The organism is Rhizobium oryzihabitans, assembly GCF_010669145.1.
GTDB classification, from domain to species: Bacteria; Pseudomonadota; Alphaproteobacteria; order Rhizobiales; family Rhizobiaceae; genus Agrobacterium; species Agrobacterium oryzihabitans.
The window spans coordinates 861,548-877,460 of record NZ_CP048632.1; the positions used below are offsets into that span (position 1 = coordinate 861,548).

Annotated in this window: 18 protein-coding genes, 2 tRNA genes and 1 pseudogene; 12 read left to right on the top strand and 9 right to left on the bottom strand. The window is 58.0% G+C overall.

The window, feature by feature from the left end:
• Positions 1-7: 7 nt before the first annotated feature.
• Entirely contained in the window at positions 8-2,293 is a 2,286-nt protein-coding gene (uppB, locus tag G3A56_RS04680) for a polysaccharide biosynthesis protein UppB (RefSeq protein ID WP_164056189.1), read from the bottom strand.
• 211 nt (positions 2,294-2,504) lie between these two features.
• Between uppB and uppC the strand changes: the two are divergent.
• The 6 genes and pseudogenes from uppC (at position 2,505) to G3A56_RS04705 (ending at position 8,306) form a co-directional block, all read left to right on the top strand.
• Positions 2,505-3,076, top strand: a pseudogene (gene uppC, locus G3A56_RS04685) (polysaccharide export protein UppC).
• Positions 3,077-3,093: 17 nt separating this feature from the next.
• Complete coding sequence (uppD, locus tag G3A56_RS04690; protein WP_082184129.1) at positions 3,094-4,236, top strand: polysaccharide biosynthesis type 4 glycosyltransferase UppD; 1,143 nt, start codon at positions 3,094-3,096, stop codon at positions 4,234-4,236.
• 223 nt (positions 4,237-4,459) lie between these two features.
• Positions 4,460-6,013: a polysaccharide biosynthesis glycosyltransferase UppE gene (gene uppE / locus G3A56_RS04695; RefSeq protein WP_003496528.1), complete on the top strand. Its 1,554-nt coding sequence runs from the start codon at positions 4,460-4,462 to the stop codon at positions 6,011-6,013.
• Entirely contained in the window at positions 6,010-7,251 is a 1,242-nt protein-coding gene (gene uppF / locus G3A56_RS04700; protein WP_082184128.1) for a polysaccharide biosynthesis O-antigen ligase family protein UppF, read from the top strand. Before uppE ends, uppF begins: the two co-directional genes overlap by 4 nt.
• A 77-nt stretch (positions 7,252-7,328) precedes the next feature.
• Entirely contained in the window at positions 7,329-7,478 is a 150-nt protein-coding gene (locus tag G3A56_RS28395; protein WP_003496532.1) for a hypothetical protein, read from the top strand.
• A 177-nt stretch (positions 7,479-7,655) separates the two neighbouring features.
• Complete coding sequence (locus G3A56_RS04705; protein WP_164056611.1) at positions 7,656-8,306, top strand: hypothetical protein; 651 nt, start codon at positions 7,656-7,658, stop codon at positions 8,304-8,306.
• A gap of 75 nt (positions 8,307-8,381) precedes the next feature.
• Here G3A56_RS04705 and G3A56_RS04710 read toward each other — a convergent pair whose 3' ends face one another.
• Positions 8,382-8,909 carry a DUF1269 domain-containing protein gene (locus tag G3A56_RS04710; RefSeq protein WP_003496536.1) on the bottom strand — a complete coding sequence of 176 codons (528 nt, stop codon included), beginning with the start codon at positions 8,907-8,909 and terminating at the stop codon, positions 8,382-8,384.
• Between the two features lie 227 nt (positions 8,910-9,136).
• Between G3A56_RS04710 and G3A56_RS04715 the strand changes: the two genes are divergently transcribed.
• The 3 genes from G3A56_RS04715 to G3A56_RS04725 all read left to right on the top strand — a co-directional run bounded on the left by G3A56_RS04715 (position 9,137) and on the right by G3A56_RS04725 (position 10,030).
• Positions 9,137-9,213: transfer RNA gene (locus G3A56_RS04715), tRNA-Pro, on the top strand.
• Between the two features lie 139 nt (positions 9,214-9,352).
• The gene (locus tag G3A56_RS04720) at positions 9,353-9,613 is read left to right on the top strand and encodes a hypothetical protein (protein ID WP_003496538.1); all 261 of its coding nucleotides are present in this window, start codon (positions 9,353-9,355) and stop codon (positions 9,611-9,613) included.
• Positions 9,614-9,826: 213 nt separating this feature from the next.
• Positions 9,827-10,030: a hypothetical protein gene (locus G3A56_RS04725; protein WP_003496539.1), complete on the top strand. Its 204-nt coding sequence runs from the start codon at positions 9,827-9,829 to the stop codon at positions 10,028-10,030.
• Between the two features lie 222 nt (positions 10,031-10,252).
• Here G3A56_RS04725 and G3A56_RS04730 read toward each other — a convergent pair whose 3' ends face one another.
• Both G3A56_RS04730 and G3A56_RS04735 read right to left on the bottom strand, forming a co-directional pair.
• Positions 10,253-10,801: a dual specificity protein phosphatase family protein gene (locus G3A56_RS04730; RefSeq protein WP_164056190.1), complete on the bottom strand. Its 549-nt coding sequence runs from the start codon at positions 10,799-10,801 to the stop codon at positions 10,253-10,255.
• A 138-nt stretch (positions 10,802-10,939) separates the two neighbouring features.
• On the bottom strand, positions 10,940-11,527 hold the full coding sequence (locus tag G3A56_RS04735) for a YqaA family protein (protein ID WP_003496544.1): 588 nt from the start codon (positions 11,525-11,527) through the stop codon (positions 10,940-10,942).
• 526 nt (positions 11,528-12,053) lie between these two features.
• On the opposite strand from G3A56_RS04735, the gene G3A56_RS04740 reads away from it, so the two are divergent.
• A complete protein-coding gene (locus G3A56_RS04740) occupies positions 12,054-12,698 on the top strand; it encodes an exopolysaccharide biosynthesis protein (protein WP_003496545.1) in 645 nt (214 codons plus the stop codon).
• Between the two features lie 3 nt (positions 12,699-12,701).
• On the opposite strand, the gene G3A56_RS04745 is transcribed toward G3A56_RS04740, so the two are convergent.
• Positions 12,702-12,980, bottom strand: a complete 279-nt coding sequence (locus G3A56_RS04745; RefSeq protein ID WP_003496547.1) for a hypothetical protein — start codon at positions 12,978-12,980, stop codon at positions 12,702-12,704.
• Between the two features lie 176 nt (positions 12,981-13,156).
• On the opposite strand from G3A56_RS04745, the gene G3A56_RS04750 reads away from it, so the two are divergent.
• Positions 13,157-13,231: transfer RNA gene (locus G3A56_RS04750), tRNA-Asn, on the top strand.
• A gap of 100 nt (positions 13,232-13,331) precedes the next feature.
• Here G3A56_RS04750 and G3A56_RS04755 read toward each other — a convergent pair.
• Positions 13,332-13,727, bottom strand: a complete 396-nt coding sequence (locus G3A56_RS04755) for a DUF2934 domain-containing protein (protein ID WP_082184125.1) — start codon at positions 13,725-13,727, stop codon at positions 13,332-13,334.
• Positions 13,728-13,896: 169 nt separating this feature from the next.
• Here G3A56_RS04755 and G3A56_RS04760 point away from each other — a divergent pair, with 169 nt between their 5' ends.
• Entirely contained in the window at positions 13,897-14,136 is a 240-nt protein-coding gene (locus tag G3A56_RS04760) for a hypothetical protein (RefSeq protein ID WP_003496601.1), read from the top strand.
• Positions 14,137-14,212: 76 nt separating this feature from the next.
• Here the strand turns inward: G3A56_RS04760 and G3A56_RS04765 are convergent, their stop codons facing one another.
• The 3 genes from G3A56_RS04765 to G3A56_RS04775 form a co-directional block, all read right to left on the bottom strand.
• Positions 14,213-14,656: a TIGR02594 family protein gene (locus G3A56_RS04765; RefSeq protein WP_035242620.1), complete on the bottom strand. Its 444-nt coding sequence runs from the start codon at positions 14,654-14,656 to the stop codon at positions 14,213-14,215.
• Between the two features lie 113 nt (positions 14,657-14,769).
• Positions 14,770-15,327: a methylated-DNA--[protein]-cysteine S-methyltransferase gene (locus tag G3A56_RS04770; RefSeq protein WP_082184124.1), complete on the bottom strand. Its 558-nt coding sequence runs from the start codon at positions 15,325-15,327 to the stop codon at positions 14,770-14,772.
• Positions 15,328-15,460: 133 nt separating this feature from the next.
• Entirely contained in the window at positions 15,461-15,742 is a 282-nt protein-coding gene (locus tag G3A56_RS04775) for a DUF982 domain-containing protein (RefSeq protein WP_164056191.1), read from the bottom strand.
• Positions 15,743-15,913: the final 171 nt, after the last annotated feature.

Below are 15,913 nucleotides of genomic sequence, written 5' to 3' on the forward strand. Positions count from 1 at the left end.
GCCTGTCTCAGGCAGCGCTCAGGCGGTCGGTCCTGTGCAGGCCAGTCATCGGCAATGCGTGTTCGTAGCCGTGGGCCACCAGTTCGCTCAAAGTCTTTTCCAGCATTTCGCTGTCCTTGCCGGGAACGGAAACGATGATTTCCGCCGGCAGATTGCGCAGCATCTTCTCAAGGCTCGATATCTGCACCGCACCGCATTCGACAAGAACCGTATCATAGGCATCGGACAGGGCGCTGAGGATCATTGTCAGACGGTCGATCGCGCGCATGGCTTCGCGTGGCTGCGCATTGCCGCGCGGCACGATATGGGCGTCGGAAAGCCGGTCACCGTGAATGGTTTCACCAAAGGCGGCAGCACCCGCCAGAAGGTCCATGACACCAGGCAACCCGGCATCAGGCGCCATCAGACGCGTCGGACAGGCCGATGCCGTCATGTCGACGAGGACGACCGACCGGCCCGTTTCAGACAAAGCGCGTGCCAGCATGACGGTCGTGGTGGAACCGCTATCACCGGCCGGCGACACGACGGCGGCGACGGGTTTGGCAAGCCGCGTGGCAAGGAAAGCCGCGACGGCATTGATCGAGAAGTCACCTTCGGTATCGGTCTCCTGTTCCGCCGTATCCTCTGTCACGGAGGCCAGTTCCTGTGCGGCCAGTTCCCGTGCAGCCAAGGCCGGTGGGGCAGCTACAGCTGCGACCGGTATCGGCCGCTCCTCTTCTACGACGGGCTGGAAAGCCGCGGCGGGCATGGCCCGGACAGCGGGCGGCGCATCCTCGTGATGTGTTGGTATTGGCAGAGGCTGTTCCGGCACATCCGTAGCCTCATCCTTTGCGGCAGGCGCGCGCGTGGGCGAAGGCGGATCGGACAATGGCGGCACATGGTTTTTGCCGACCGGCTTCAAGGCCCGCCCGGTGAACAGTTCCACCAGCATGACGACGATGCAGGAGAGAAGGAACGCTGCCAGCGTGACGACAATGGTGATGGCGCCGGTCTTCGGGAAATAGGGTTCGCGCGGTTCTACCGCCGCCGAGATCACACGTGCATCGGCGGGCGTGGAATCCACGGAACCGGCACGCGACGTCGCTTCGCGGTAACGGGCAAGATAGGTTTCCAGAAGCTGGCGCTGGGCCGAGGCCTCGCGTTCCAGATCGTTGAGACCAACCTGCTGTTCGCCGGCGCGCACGCTCTCCGTCTTCAGCACGTTCAATTGCTGAACCAATTGCCGTTCCCGCAGGCGCGACACATTGGCCTCGTTTTCGAGGCTCGCGAGCACCTTGCGTGTCTCTTCCTGAATTTGCGCCTGTATGCCGTCAAGCTGGTTGCGCAGCGCCCTGAGGCGCGGATGGCCTTCCAGCAGCGAGGACGAAAGATCGGAAATCTGGCTGCGGATACCCGTCTCGTTTTCCTTCAATCGCTGGATCGTCGGCGAGCCGACGACATCGGGAAAGGTATCGAGCGGGCGGCCGCTGGAAAGTGCGTTGCGCACGCTCTCCGCCCGCGCCTCCGCATTTGCCCTTTCACCCCGGATACGGCCAAGTTCGGTCGAGATATCGCTGAGCTGCCGGGTGGCGAGCGTTTCGCCCTGCCCGGCGGAAAGAATATCGGATGAGGCGCGATAATCCGCGACCTTTCTGTCCGCAGCCCGTACCTTTTCACGCAGATTGGCGATCTCCGGCTCCAGCCAGCGCGCCGCCTCGGTGCTCGTGTCCAGCTTCGCGCCGCTTTGCAGCGCAATGTAAGCCTTCATCATCTCGTTGGGGATGGTAGCTGCGAGCTTCGGATCCTGCGAGGAAAATTCGACGGTAATGACGCGCGAGCTTTCGACCTGATAGACCTGCAGCTTCTCGCGGAAGGCCGTCAGAATGCGCTCCTCGGGCGGCACCTGCAACGGGTCCTTCTTGATGCCGATCGCGACCAGCAGCCCTGAGACGAGGGAGGGGCGTGCATCGGGATCGAACTCCTCCAGCTCATAAAGCTTCATGTCCTTCGCGACCTGCTTGATGAGATCGACGGATTGCAGGATCTGCACTTGGCTGGAAACGGTCAACTCATCGAGCACGGGTTCAGCCGGCGCGTTCGACTGCTGCGAGGCGCCGAAGGAGGCGGTGCGGGATTCGATGAGGACGCGCGCCTCGCCCTTGTAAGCGGGCGACATCATGCTGGCGACAACGAAGGCTGCGCCCCCGGCCAGCAGGGTGATGGCCGCGATCCGGCCCTTGCGTTGCCATATGGCTGCGACGAGGCGCGCAAGATCGATATCCACATCCCTGTCGTCAATGCGATCGCCGTTCATGCGAACTCCGTAACCGAGGCAAGCCTCTAGCGTCCAAAATATAAATGGCCAATTTTCGCGAAGTTTAAGTGTTTCCGGTAACACAACGGTTAATCCCGACGAATCCGACGAAATAAAGCCGATATTACTATCCCAGGGGCCGGGCGTTTACCGCGCATTAACCCTAACAGAACGATAAGAATGATCAAAGATCGACTCGGAGCCAGATGAGATGCCGCTCGCCGGATCACGACATGTCACCGCACTGACGCTTGCCGTTCTGACGGCCCTTTCCGGGTGCGCGGCATATCAACCCGCGCCCAAGGCGTTTCACGAGGTCGCGTTGCAGCCCTATCACGTCGATAGCGGCGACAGGCTGCGCATCAACGTGTTCGAGCAGACAGGGCTGACGAATACCTACACGGTAGATCAGGCCGGCTACGTCGCCTTCCCCTCGTCGGCCAGGTTCCTGCAAGGGGCAAGACGCTGCCGCAACTCGAAGCCGCCATCGCCGCCAAATTGCGCCAGGGTTATCTGCGCGATCCTGACGTGACGATCGAAATCGACCGCTATCGTCCCGTCTTCGTGATGGGTGAAGTCGGCCGTCCCGGCCAATATTCCTACGTGCCGGGCATGACGGTGCAAAACGCCATCGCCATCGCCGGCGGCTTCACTCCGCGCGCCAATCAGGCCGATGTCGACATCACACGCAAGATCAACGCCGAGGTATTGACCGGTCGGATCGGGATCACCGCCCCGATGCTGGCGGGCGATACGGTCTATGTGCGTGAACGCTTCTTCTGAAAAACGGAGTGGCACCCATGTCGGATGACGGCCCTCCCCTGCGCATCATTCACTGTTTCCGCTCCCCGGTCGGCGGTGTCTTCCGCCATGTGCGCGACCTGATCGAAGAACATGTCAAACAGGGCCACAAGGTCGGCATCGTCTGCGACAGCTCCACCGGCGGCGCCCATGAGGAACGGCTTTTCGCGCAGATCGCCCCGATGCTGGAGCTGGGTCTCACCCGCATGCCCATCCGGCGGTCCATCAGCCCGGGCGACCTCATGGCGCTCTATAAGTCCTATAACCATATCAAAAGTTTGCGGCCGGACATTCTGCACGGGCACAGCGCCAAGGGTGGCGCATTGGCCCGGCTGATCGGCTCATTGCTGCGGGCGAACAGGTATCGCGTAGCCCGCCTCTATTCGCCGCATGGCGGCAGCCTGCATTATGACCGCAAGAGCCTGAAGGGACAGTTGTTCCTGCGGATCGAGCGGTTTCAGGAGCGTTTTACCGACGCGCTCTGTTTCGTCTGCAATTTCGAGCAGGCGACCTACGAAGCCAAGGTGGGCAAGCCGCGCACCCGCACGGCGATGATCTATAACGGCGTGCAGGAAAGCGAATTCGAAACCGTACCCGCCCGCGAGGGTGCCGCGCGCTTCCTCTATATCGGCATGCTGCGTGATCTCAAGGGGCCGGACGTGTTCATCAAGGCATTCGCCAGGATGGAGCGCAGCATCGGCCAGCCCATGTCCGGCGTGATCGTCGGCGACGGGCCGGACAGGGACAAATATGCGGCGATGATCGAAAAGGCCGGGCTCTCCCAACGCATTTCCATGCATGCCGCCATGCCCGCCAGACAGGCTTTCGCGCTGGCGCCGACAGTGGTGGTTCCTTCGCGCGCCGAGGCCATGCCCTATATCGTGCTGGAAGCGCTCGCAGCGGGCAAAACCGTCATCGCTTCGCATGTCGGCGGCATCGCCGAGGTTCTGGGAGAAGACAGCGAGGCGCTCGTTCCGGCCGGAGATGCCGATGCGCTGGCGCAGATCATGGTCAAGGACGCGGAAAACAACGACTGGGCAAAACGGGTGATGCCGCACCCCGACAGCTTCAAGGCGAAATTTTCAACCCCGGTGATGGCCAGTGACATGATGAAGCTCTATCGCGACCTGCTTTCGCTCTAGAAACGTTTCAAAAACACGATTTTTAATTGTATATTCCGCTTTCCTGTAGAAAGTCATCATAAACGTTTCTTAGCATGTTTCGGCTAGTTTCCTGCTCGTAGAGTGCGTGCATCCTTCCGGATGTCACACGAGGACGCTCTACCACTTTGAAGTTGCGCATCGTTCCTGTCGAAGACCGATTCCGGTTTTCGGGCCGATGCGCTAGAGGGTGCGGACCAAAGCAATGACCAAGGCTGACAAGGACAGACTGCAATTCGATCTGGCGTCTTTGCGCAAGCAAATCTCCGAGCGCGAGGCCGGGGAGCCGTCAGCGCCGGAAACTGTCGTTCTCAATCCGCTGGCGCGGCAGATTGCCAACCAGCTGCGCGCCGGCAACCATTCGCCGAACATGGTGATCGGCCAGTTGCGGCTTTTGGAATTTTCGATGCTTGTGGTCATCGCCGCCATCGTCAACGGTATCGCGGCCGATCGGGGTCTCGAAACCTTCCTGGCGGTTTTCGGCGGCGGCGTTTTGGGGGCAGCGCTCTGCGTGTTCCTTCTACAGGCGGGAGATTGCTACCAGCTTCCAACGCTGCGCACGCCGCTTAAAATGTTCGCCCGCATTCAGGGCGCCGTCTGCCTGTCCTTCGTCGGTGTCGCCTGTTTCCTTCTCGTCCTTTTCCCGGATGCGCTGCATTCGTGGCAGGCCTTCGGTATCTGGTATGCAACGAGCGCGATTGCGATTTTCACCGGACGGCTGATCCTCGGCTTTGCCATTCGCCACTGGGGGCGCAACGGTGTCATGGAGCGCCGCGCCGTCATCGTTGGCGGCGGCGATACGGCGAAAGACCTCATCCGCTCCCTGGAACAGCAATCGGACAATGATATCCGCATCTGCGGCATTTTCGACGACCGAAAAAGCGAGCGTTCCCCCGAAGTCGTTGCAGGTTATCCCAAACTCGGCACCTTCGCAGAATTGGTCGAATTTGCACGCCTGACGAAGCTTGACATGCTGATCATAGCCCTGCCGCTCAGCGCCGAGGCGCGCATTCTCCAGCTGCTGCGCAAGCTCTGGGTGCTGCCGGTCGATATCCGCATCGCGGCGCACGCCAATAAATTGCGCTTCCGCCCGCGCGCCTATTCGCATGTCGGCAACGTTCCGATGCTCGATGTGTTCGACAAGCCCATACGCGACTGGGATTCGGTGGCAAAACGGGTGTTCGACATCATTTTCAGCCTTATCGGCATTGCCCTGCTCTGGCCGGTGATGCTGGGCGCGGGGATCGCCGTCAAGGCGACGTCCAAGGGCCCCGTCCTCTTCAAGCAGAAGCGTCACGGCTTCAACAATGAGACGATCAATGTCTGGAAGTTCCGCTCCATGTATACGGAACTCAGCGATCCGACGGCGAAGAAGGCCGTCACGAAGAACGATCCACGCGTCACACCGGTCGGCCGGTTCCTGCGCAAATCCTCGATTGACGAGTTGCCGCAGCTTTTCAACGTGCTTTACGGCGACCTTTCTCTGGTCGGACCACGCCCCCACGCGGTCCATGCCCAGACGGGCGATCTGAAATATACCGAAGTAGTGGAGCATTATTTCGCACGCCACAAGGTCAAGCCCGGCGTTACCGGCTGGGCGCAGATCAATGGTTGGCGCGGTGAAATCGACCATGGCGACAAGATCAAGTTCCGCACGGAATACGATCTTTATTACATCGAGAACTGGTCGCTGTTCTTCGATCTCAAGATCCTGTTCCTGACGCCGATACGCCTGCTCAAATCGGAAAACGCCTATTGACCCACACCGGCTACCAGCACGCACCGGACTTCGACGCGCCACTTGCCGCCATGCGGCTGGTCGGCGCGTTCTTCATTGCTTTCGGCGTGTTTCTTTCCGGTTTCGTGATCTCGGAGCCGGCGCCATACGAGCTGATGATGGTGGGACAGGTGGCGATCTGGTTCCTGCTCGGCCTGCGGCTTTCGCGCACCGTGGTGCTGCTTCTGTGCATGCTGCTTGCTTTCAACGTCGGCGGTTATCTTTCGCTCACCACCATGGCCGATCTGGACGAGGGGCCGCTTTATCTGGCCGTATCAACCTTTCTGGCGCTGACTTCGGTTTTTTATGCGGCGATCATCGAGGACAAGCACCAGCGGCTGCTCCTGATTTTCCGGGCCTGGCTCGCAGCCGCGCTGATTACCTCCCTGCTCGGCATTATCGGATATTTCCACGCCATTCCCGGTTTCGAGGTCTTCACCCTTTACGATCGCGCCAAGGGCGCTTTTCAGGACCCCAACGTCTTCGGTCCCTTTCTGGTGACACCGTCGCTTTACCTGATCTACGGCCTGCTGACCGGCAAGGCGATGCATGCGCCGTGGCGGATTATCGGCCTGCTCATCCTGTCGCTCGGCGTCTTCCTGTCGTTTTCGCGCGCGGCGTGGGGCCTGTTCCTGTTTTCGGCGGTCCTTCTGGTTTTCGTCATGCTGCTGAAGGAGCGCACCGCCGCGTTCCGTCTGAAAATCCTCGTGCTGTTTCTTGTCGCCGTCGCCTTGATGGTTGCGGCCGTCATCATCGCGCTGCAGTTCAAGCAGGTGGCGGATCTGTTCTCCAGTCGCGCCTCGGCGGTGCAATCCTATGATGGCGGCCATCTCGGGCGTTTTGCCCGCCATTATCTCGGCTTCCTGATGGCGATGGATCATCCGCTTGGGATCGGGCCGCTGGTCTTCGACAATATCTTTCCCGCTGCCGAACATAATATCTGGCTGAAAAGCCTGACCACGCATGGCTGGTTCGGCTTCGTGATCTATCTCACGCTGATCTGCTGGACCATCGCCGCCGGCTTCCGGCACCTCTTGCGCCAGCGGCCGTGGCAGCCATTCCTGATCATTGCCTGGGTGACCTTCGTCGGTCATGTGATGATCGGCGCCGTCATCGATACCGACCACTGGCGGCATTTCTTCCTGCTGCTCGGCATATTGTGGGGATGCATGGCGCTCGAAAAACGTGAAAGCCTGCGCCGTCGCAGAAGCAATTCCTAAAATACTTACCGTTACGGAACCCTGCGCTATTTCATGCGTTTAGCCCCCGATTATGTTGTCAAACGGGGAGACATCTTATGACGCAGACCAATAATCTCTATCTCATCATCGGCGCACTTCTGGTGGTCCTTGTCGGCCTTGGAGCCTATGTCTGGCACGAGGAAAGCAAGCCGAAAGGGATCGAGATGAACATCGGCCCGAACGGCGTTTCCGTTCAGGAAAATTAAGACGTAAGCGTCGCGCAAAGTCCGGCCATTAGACCGGGTGCAATCCAAGCCAGAAACGGCGCGGAATGCACCCGGTCTTCTTATGAGAGAGGACGAAAAGGCGGGATCGAGGATCCATGCCGAGCCGGTTCGGTACGAATGATGCGTATCGGGGCCGATCATGGAACAGTTAGAAAAATGGTCTCCTCCATCGACCTTTCCACACGCCTCACCGCCACCAAACTGGCCCTCAAGGCCATCAGGGAGCAGGAAGACAATTCCGCGGCGACCTCTTCTTCCTCGTCGCCAAGGACGGCACTGCTGGCCTCCTACGGAGTCGACACATCATCCTCCTCCACCAATACCAGGCTGACGCAGCTTCTGGCGCAATATGGGCAGGCCTCCGGCGACGATACGAAAACCGACGATACGGACACACAGGTGTCTTCCGGTGACATTACCCAGGCCGATTTCATGAAGAACCTGAAAGAGACCCTGGAAGAACTGTCCAAGGACGCGGACAAGGCTGCACAGGCCAAGGCGATGCTCGAAGCGCTTAAAGAGGGAACGCTAACCGTCTCCGATCCGGCGGAAGGGGCACAGATCAAAGCCTGGGATGTCGAGACCGACAAAAAAACCACCTCGAAACCGGCAACCGAAATCGCCACCACGGGCTGGAGCGACTTTCTGAAAGATCATCTCAAACGCGACGGCTCGGCCTATGCCAAGAGTTCTGGTGGCGCCTATGTTGATCGCATTTCCGGGGATAGTGCATTTTTTGGCAGCGTCGGCAGCCGTTATTATTATCTGACCTGGCCTCAGGCGAAAAACGGCACGCTGACGCTATAAGCAGCCGCTTCCAGATTACCTCAAGAAATGGCTGCGGCATGGATCATGCCGCAGCGTTTTTCTCGTTCTGCCCGCTCAGGCGGCGGGCTGTTCGGTTCCGCCGGACAGGGCCTTTTGCAGTTGCGCTTCCTGCTCTGGCGAAAGCGATGTCTTGATGACGCGTCCGCGCAGCCCTTCCAGTTCCGCCAGCACCTTTTCCGGCTGTACCTTGCGGATCAGCACGAACAGCGCAGACGAACCGTTGGGAATGGTCTCGCCAAGCGATTTGATGAAATCGTCATCGATGCCAAAATCCGTCAGCGAACCCGCAAGCGCGCCCGTACCCGCGCCAATGGCGCCGCCGATCGCAAATCCCGCCAGCGGATTGAGGAACAGCAGGCCAACAAGGCCACCCCAGAGACCACCGGAAAGGAAGCCGGAGCTCGCGCCAAGCGCCGTCAGATTGACGCTCTGTTTCAGATGCACCTTGCCGTTTTCATCTCGAACCACGACCACGGCGTCTTCCAGATCGACCAGATACTCCTTTTTCAGGCTGGCAAGCTTCAGAAGGACGCGGTCGGCCTCTTCCGTTCCATCAAAACCAACAACGACGAGTTCAGACATATTTATCTCCCTGAGTTTCAGTTCCGCTGGGTTTGAACGCCGAAAACTACGGCAGGTTCCGGCCATGATGGAAAGATGATGTGTCAGGCATTTGACGCGGCACGCAATAATAAGCGGCGCCGTGCAGTCCCCTTCCCCGCCGACCCACATCCTTTGTTCCTTTTTTTGAGAAAAGGCGATTTTCCGCTTGCGCCCTAACAGGCTTATATATAAACGGCTTTCAGGTTCGGAGCGTAGCGCAGCCCGGTAGCGCACTTGACTGGGGGTCAAGGGGTCGTGGGTTCGAATCCCGCCGCTCCGACCAGTAAAAACAGATAGATAGCCAGTTCCCCCAGAGCTGGCTATATTTGTTTTAGCGACCTTGCAGCCAGCGCTATGCGCGAATTTAAAAGACCCGGTTCGGGTGTGCGTTTATTCAAAGCCTGAGAACGAGGTGTGCCGAGATGCCCAAAAAAACGAAAATTGAACACTCGGAATTCTCAGGCGAGTTTGAAGACGACGGTATCACGGTCCTTGTTGATATCCACCGGCCGGCTGGCACACAGCAAGACTGGACGCTCGAGGTTATCAGCGAGCACGACGATGTCACCACCTGGGATGAGCCCTTCGCGACCGACAAAGACGCCTGGGAAGAATTTTTAGCCACCTGTGAGAAAGACGGGATTCGCAGCTTCCTGGACGGTGAAGATCCGTCAGTTCATTGACGCTTGCCTCTTCGGCGCTGCGCCGCATGGGTCTCGGGTCCGAATCCATCCCTCGACCACTCTCCCTCTCCATTTGCGATCGAGAGCCTTCACCGGGTAAATTCCTGAAACCGTAATTTCCAAGCCGTTCGCCGTCGGAAGACGGGGAACATTGCCTTGTTGACTCTTCGCTAAAATTAGAACATTTAGTGAACAAAAGAGAGGTCATCCAATATGTCCAACGCTGAAAAGTCCACTCCCATACAGCCTGATGACATAGCGGGATATGTCATCCAGTGTCATGACGGCGATGCGAAGGCGGCTGTCGAGGCCCTTCTCGGCGAAATCGAGCATTTGCAGGAACAGCTTTCCCTTGCTGTCGCCATCATGGGAAAGGGATATACGCGCGGGTGGACGCCGGATATGGGCCGGGATTGAGCAGATCGCGGTTGTTGTTTCAAGGGGCAGGCAGGGGAGCGACAATTGTCGATGTAGTAGCGCCGCATGATCTGAACACATGTTCCAGACTGCGCGAATCCACGCGGCGATATCGGCATGTTCACGCCCATGCCGATCGCTGGCGCAGTCAAGACAGCCACAAATGGCTGTCAGACAGTCAATCGCGATACTGCGGGAAATTTGTCCGAACGGCCTTCAAAACTAATTGGATGCAACCGTAAAGTCGTCGGTAATCGGCATGTCTTCCGCATTCTCCCAGGTCCGGTCCATGGCATAGGTTGCCGACAGATAGGGGATGCCGACGTGACCGTAGCGGATGGAGAGCTGGCTTTCAGCCTCCTTTTCGCTGAGAAGCGCGACGCGGCTGAGATAGAGCGCGGTTGCGAGGCCCGTCCTGTCAGCACCGGCCTTGCAATGGATGAGGATGGGTTTGGGTGCGTCGCGCATGATTGCGACCAGCTGGTTCACCTGGTTCATGTCGAGCTCCTTGCTTGCCGACATGCCAAAATCGATGTGATTCAGCCCAAGCTCGCGCGATGTCTTGATCTCGTCCTGATACCACGCTTGCGATTCATTGGTACCGCGCAGATTGATGACCGTCCTGATGCCATTTTCCTTGGTGTAGCGCACAAGCTCTTCAACGCTCGGCTGGTTGGAGCGATAAAGCTGCCCGGCCAACACCTCGTGAAAGTTACCGAGAAGCTGGATGGCGTAGAGATAACCGCCTGTGGCAAGCACAGCAATACCCATGCCCCCAAACGAGCACTTCCAGAATCTTCGCATAATAGAACGGTTCCCTAATTCGACGAGAGAACCGATACAGGCGGATTCTGACAGTAAGCTGAAAGTTATGCGACAGTATTGTAAGAGTAGAAGATTATCGCCCGATCACCGCACGAAAACGTAAACCGCATAGATCCCGATGAGGGCGGCGGCCGCCGCGGCGGTGATGACGCCCAGGCGTTTCTCGATGAAATGACGCACCGATTCACCGTATCTCTGCAGCAGCCCGGCGAGGATGAAAAAGCGCGCACCGCGCGTGACGACAGCTGAGAGAATGAACAGGCCGAGGCTGATATTGGCCGCGCCGGAAAGAATGGTGACGACCTTGATCGGCGGCAGGTGCGCAAGCCCCGATGTCACCAGCAGGAGAACAATGGTCTCATAGTCGACCGAGTTCTTGAGATGCTCGAAACTGTCCAGCTTGCCGTAAAATTCCAGAATGGGCCGCGCGATGCTTTCGAAAGCATAATGACCGAGGAACCAGCCGGCGATGCCGCCAAGTACGGAGGCGACCGTGGCAACGAAGGCATAAAACATCGCCTTCTTCGGTTTTGCCAGCACCATGGGCAGGAAGAGTACGTCCGCCGGAACGACGAAGACGGAGCTTTCCACGAAAGCGACGATTGCCAGCCACCATACGGCGGTCTTGCGAGCGGCGAGAGCCATCGTCCAGGCATAGATGTTTTTCAGCATTTCATATCCCCTGGAAGATCATCGTAGACGGAAGGCAAGGCGGGAGCCAAGGCCTCTCAAGCGGCGGTTTCTCGGCGGGGAACAGAAGACATCCGGCCCGCCGCCACATCACGATTTAGAGACAACGCAGGACAATGGCAAATGTTGGGACAAATGTCGGTAGATTTATTTTTGCGCTGCGGAAAACGGGAAAGACAAACAATTCCAGACCACAGCGGCACAAGGTTGCTGCGATGCGAAATTTCATCCTCTGGTAGATAAAACCCTGTTTTTACGATAGAATAAGGCGTGGGACAGAGGAGGAAGTTATCATGGACTATGTAGGCTTCATTACGTCGATCAACCCGGTCATACTCGTCATCCTGCTGGTGGTTCTTCTTGCCGGCGCTTACAGCAGCTGGGTTTCGCACTAATAAAAGGCGAACGACACGAGAGACGGCGGCGATGCTGATTTTCTATCGGTGATAGGCATCAAGCCTGATGAATGTTATCAAACCCGGAGTTAAAACAACTTCCGGGAAGCGGCATGTCGAACGAATTCGCATTCACTGATACGTCTGAAAAACTCAGCACCACGCTCGAGAAACTGATAGGAAAACTGCAAGGTCAGACGATCACATTGCGCGAGTTGATGGAAGCGATTGGCGAACAGGGCCTCTTGCTCATCTGTGCGATCGCGTCCCTGCCCTTCCTCATTCCGGTGTCCATTCCCGGCGTCAGCACCGTGTTCGGTGCGGCGATCATTCTCGTGAGCCTCGCGATCACACTCAATCGCCTGCCATGGTTGCCGGCAAAGATTCTCGACCGGCAGATGGAGACGGCAAAACTCGTGCCCGCGCTTCGCAAGGGCGTCTCGATCGTCTCGAGGCTCGATCGCTTCATCCGCCCGCGCATTCCCGTACTGACCACAGGCATCGTCGCCAACAGGATAAATGGCCTGGCCCTGATGACCGCCGGCGTCCTGCTGATGATGCCGCTCGGCTTCATTCCCTTTTCCAACACCCTGCCGGGCGTCGCCATCCTGCTACTGTCGGCCGGCATGATCCAGAGGGATGGCGTCACGGTGCTTGGCGGTTACCTGTTCCTTGGCCTGACGGCGATCTACTTCGCAGCGCTTGCCTATGCCGCCTTCTGGGCCGGACAGGGCATCAGCAGCTCCATCGGCGGCTGAGGCCTACTGCCGGTCTCTGTTGCGGGCCTCGCGGCGGTTCTGTCGCGATGCCCACCACACCGCCAGCCGTCGCCGCCTGCGGCGCACGGCCGGCAGATCGTGGGAGAGCACGATCAAACCAAGCGGAATCATCCAGAAACCGAGGATGGGCAAAAATCCAAGCGTTCCGCCCACCACCAGCGCCGAACCCGTAGCGATCCTGCCGACGCGCGAACGCGGCATGGCAAGGCTCCATTTTCCGAGATTGAGGCGACCCGTTCTGTGGTCCATACCGAATTTCATTCCATCCTGCCCTTTTGCATCTGCCCTGTGGATAATTTTTTCACCGGCGATAAGCCCGGAAAATCGGGACTCCGGGGATATAAAACAAGAGGAATGCGTTTTTTTTGAAAAAACCGCTTGGCAAATCGGAAAAGCATTTGTATTACCCCGCTCACACCGCGCCAAGCAGCGCACGTTCCCTGGTAGCTCAGCGGTAGAGCATTCGACTGTTAATCGACAGGTCGCCGGTTCGAATCCGGCCCGGGGAGCCATTTCTCTCAAAAACATGTTTTGAAGAGCGAAGTGCAGCTGCATTCGCCCGATCCGGATCGTGGCATTTTATCCTTGCCCTATCAGCGGGCTATATGGATCTCACGTCTTCTTGACCGTTCGCTTCGTTGCCTTCGTGGCGTTGGTAAGCGCCGGCGGATCACTTGCCGGAAAACTTTCTTCCAGGCTTTCGGTCAGATCATCGTCGACCTTCTCGTGGCTCGCAGCTTTCTGCTCCTTCTGAAGCGATTTTACCGCCGGCGACTTTGGCTTTTTTGCCGGGGCCTTATCCACTGGTGCTTTCTTCGCCGTGGCCTTTGCAGCGGCAGCTGGTTTCTTCGTACCGTTCTTGCCATTGGCTTTTACGGTTTCGGCACTCGCGGAGATTTCCCGCTCCGCCTCTATCCAGTGTCGTTCGTGGTGCCCTTCCGGCCGTCCTTCCCTCTCCCATATTGCGCGCGCTTTTTCGCGGATTGCGGCTTCGCGATCATGGTTCATAACGGGCCTCCCTCTTTCGTTGCGCCGGTTTTGATTGTGCCGAGAGAAAAACAGAAAAGGCAAGAAATTGTTCCGCGACGCTCCATCGCGAACAAGTGTTTCCTCTAAAAAGGGAACCGTCCCTGCGGCTGATCGTTTGCCCGACAGGAAACCCCTCAGGAGGACCATCATGGACGCGCCAAAACACAAAGAGAACAAGCCACTCGACATACGTGACGAGGACGTGCCGCATTTCGAAACCGACAGTGAGCTCAAATCCAAGGACGGCGAGATTTATCCGGATGAATCCATCAACCTGCGTGCACGCCGGCAGGCGGCGCGGCAACATGAGGACGCCTTCATCGTCGCCACGGACCTTGAGGATGACGACCAGCGCGACGCAGCGCCCGGCGTCAGGGAGCAGCCATAGGCGCCTTAAAACAGATAGGGCGGGCCATGGCCCGCCTTTATAACAATATAACAATGTACTATTGTCTGTTTGCTCTTCAGCGGCGAACGGAGACGATGGCCTTGCGATTGAAATTGGAAACCTGCACCCGGCCCGACTGATTGCCGCCAAGGATTTGCGCGGTCTTGCCACTCATTCCCTTCAGGATGCCGGCATGATAGCCGCGCCCATTGCGGATGACGACGACGTCGCCGGGTTTTGCCTGGCTCACCGGAACGGCGTAACCGAAAGAGGTCCAGGATTTCGCAAATCCATAGGACTTCGGCGATTGCCTCCCGGCCTTGCTGGCAACGGCATGCAGGAAAAGACCGCACCACGGCGTGCTGCGGGGATTGGCCCCGAGAATATTCTTCAGGCTCTTGTTGTTTTTGGATTCATGCAGTCCGGTGTATTTTTCAGCCTGGTTCAGCATGCCAGCCGAAGCTGGTGCCACGACTGTAAAAGCCAAGGCAGCGGATAGAATTAACGCGGATACTCTCAAACGTCTTGCCCTTATGTTAGAGGGCGTCCGTGTATTGTGACAATTTAGCGACAATTTGACGAGATAAGGGCAGAAATCAGACGGCTATTCATGCGCGCTGATCTGTCATTGCTTTAAAACAGATTGCCCTGCGCATCATCCGCGTTGCTGCGGCCGGCATTTTCGAGATCGAGCATGCGCAATTTGGTGTTGGTGCCGCCCGGTGCGGAAAAGCCGCCCAGCCGGCCACCGGCAGCCAGAACGCGGTGGCAGGGAATGATCAGCGGCACCGGATTTTTCGCCATCGCCTGTCCGACATCACGGGCCTTTTCCATGCCGAGGCCAAGCGTTTTCACGATGCCGCCATAGGTCGTCGTGCGGCCCCAGCCGATCTGCCGTGCCACCGCATAAACATCGAGAAAGAAACGGTCCTGCCCTGCAAGATCGAGTTCGACGGTGGCGAAATCGATTGCCTCACCGTTGAAATAGCGGGTGATCATCGCAATCACCTCACGCGTCCGTGTCTCGGGAACCGCGATTGTGGAAGACGGCACGCGTTTCAGGAGAAGCTTTTCCGTCTCACCCGCATCGGCTCCGGGCAATTGCAGACGGGCAATGCCGCGCCCTGCCCATGCGAGGCCGCAATGGCCAAGGGCTGTTGGAAAAACAATATAACCGTAGTGGTTGCTCATTGCCGTCTTCATCCGTCATTTCGTGTGCACGATGCCATATCCTGCGTTCGAAACAACCCGCTTCCTGCCCTCAATCACAAAGGCCACCCGGTTCTGGCGGGTGGCCTCGCTGGTGTCGGTCCTCCGAAACGGATCAGGATGCGATCTTATTCTGTTCTTCCGCCTTATCCTCCATCAGGCACTGCGCCTGCCGGCTTGCGGCGACGAAGGCTGTGCGGGCAATTTCTCCTGCCACGTCGCCCATCAGCGAGGAACGGCACAGACGCAGCGCCTGTTCATGCGCCTTGCCACCGCGTTCCGGCCATTCGTGCTGCAAAAAATCGAAGGCTTCGTAAACGCCGTTGAAAATCCGGGGAGCACCGTTCTCAAGAGATATGGTAACGGGCTTTTCCCACTTAACGTCATTCAGCAACATTGATTGCACTTCCATGCTCTATTAACCCGCGACAAACGCCGGCTCCTCCAGTTGGTTCCCTTCACCTGCGGTTTCAAGGTCGAAAAAATAACCCTCGAGAAACCATGTGCCCCATCTTTCCATTCTAGCCGATTTGCGGAACAAAGCGTTTCAACACTCGTTCAAGCGGAA

What these genes read in the sequence shown, in the direction of transcription:
- uppB (WP_164056189.1), bottom strand. Translation starts at nt 2,293, where the DNA reads ATGAACGGCGATCGCATTGACGACAGGGATGTGGATATCGATCTTGCG.
- uppD (WP_082184129.1), top strand. Translation starts at nt 3,094, where the DNA reads ATGTCGGATGACGGCCCTCCCCTGCGCATCATTCACTGTTTCCGCTCC.
- uppE (WP_003496528.1), top strand. Translation starts at nt 4,460, where the DNA reads ATGACCAAGGCTGACAAGGACAGACTGCAATTCGATCTGGCGTCTTTG.
- G3A56_RS28395 (WP_003496532.1), top strand. Translation starts at nt 7,329, where the DNA reads ATGACGCAGACCAATAATCTCTATCTCATCATCGGCGCACTTCTGGTG.
- G3A56_RS04705 (WP_164056611.1), top strand. Translation starts at nt 7,656, where the DNA reads ATGGTCTCCTCCATCGACCTTTCCACACGCCTCACCGCCACCAAACTG.
- G3A56_RS04710 (WP_003496536.1), bottom strand. Translation starts at nt 8,909, where the DNA reads ATGTCTGAACTCGTCGTTGTTGGTTTTGATGGAACGGAAGAGGCCGAC.
- G3A56_RS04720 (WP_003496538.1), top strand. Translation starts at nt 9,353, where the DNA reads ATGCCCAAAAAAACGAAAATTGAACACTCGGAATTCTCAGGCGAGTTT.
- G3A56_RS04725 (WP_003496539.1), top strand. Translation starts at nt 9,827, where the DNA reads ATGTCCAACGCTGAAAAGTCCACTCCCATACAGCCTGATGACATAGCG.
- G3A56_RS04730 (WP_164056190.1), bottom strand. Translation starts at nt 10,801, where the DNA reads ATGGGTATTGCTGTGCTTGCCACAGGCGGTTATCTCTACGCCATCCAG.
- G3A56_RS04735 (WP_003496544.1), bottom strand. Translation starts at nt 11,527, where the DNA reads ATGCTGAAAAACATCTATGCCTGGACGATGGCTCTCGCCGCTCGCAAG.
- G3A56_RS04740 (WP_003496545.1), top strand. Translation starts at nt 12,054, where the DNA reads ATGTCGAACGAATTCGCATTCACTGATACGTCTGAAAAACTCAGCACC.
- G3A56_RS04745 (WP_003496547.1), bottom strand. Translation starts at nt 12,980, where the DNA reads ATGAAATTCGGTATGGACCACAGAACGGGTCGCCTCAATCTCGGAAAA.
- G3A56_RS04755 (WP_082184125.1), bottom strand. Translation starts at nt 13,727, where the DNA reads ATGAACCATGATCGCGAAGCCGCAATCCGCGAAAAAGCGCGCGCAATA.
- G3A56_RS04760 (WP_003496601.1), top strand. Translation starts at nt 13,897, where the DNA reads ATGGACGCGCCAAAACACAAAGAGAACAAGCCACTCGACATACGTGAC.
- G3A56_RS04770 (WP_082184124.1), bottom strand. Translation starts at nt 15,327, where the DNA reads ATGAGCAACCACTACGGTTATATTGTTTTTCCAACAGCCCTTGGCCAT.
- G3A56_RS04775 (WP_164056191.1), bottom strand. Translation starts at nt 15,742, where the DNA reads ATGTTGCTGAATGACGTTAAGTGGGAAAAGCCCGTTACCATATCTCTT.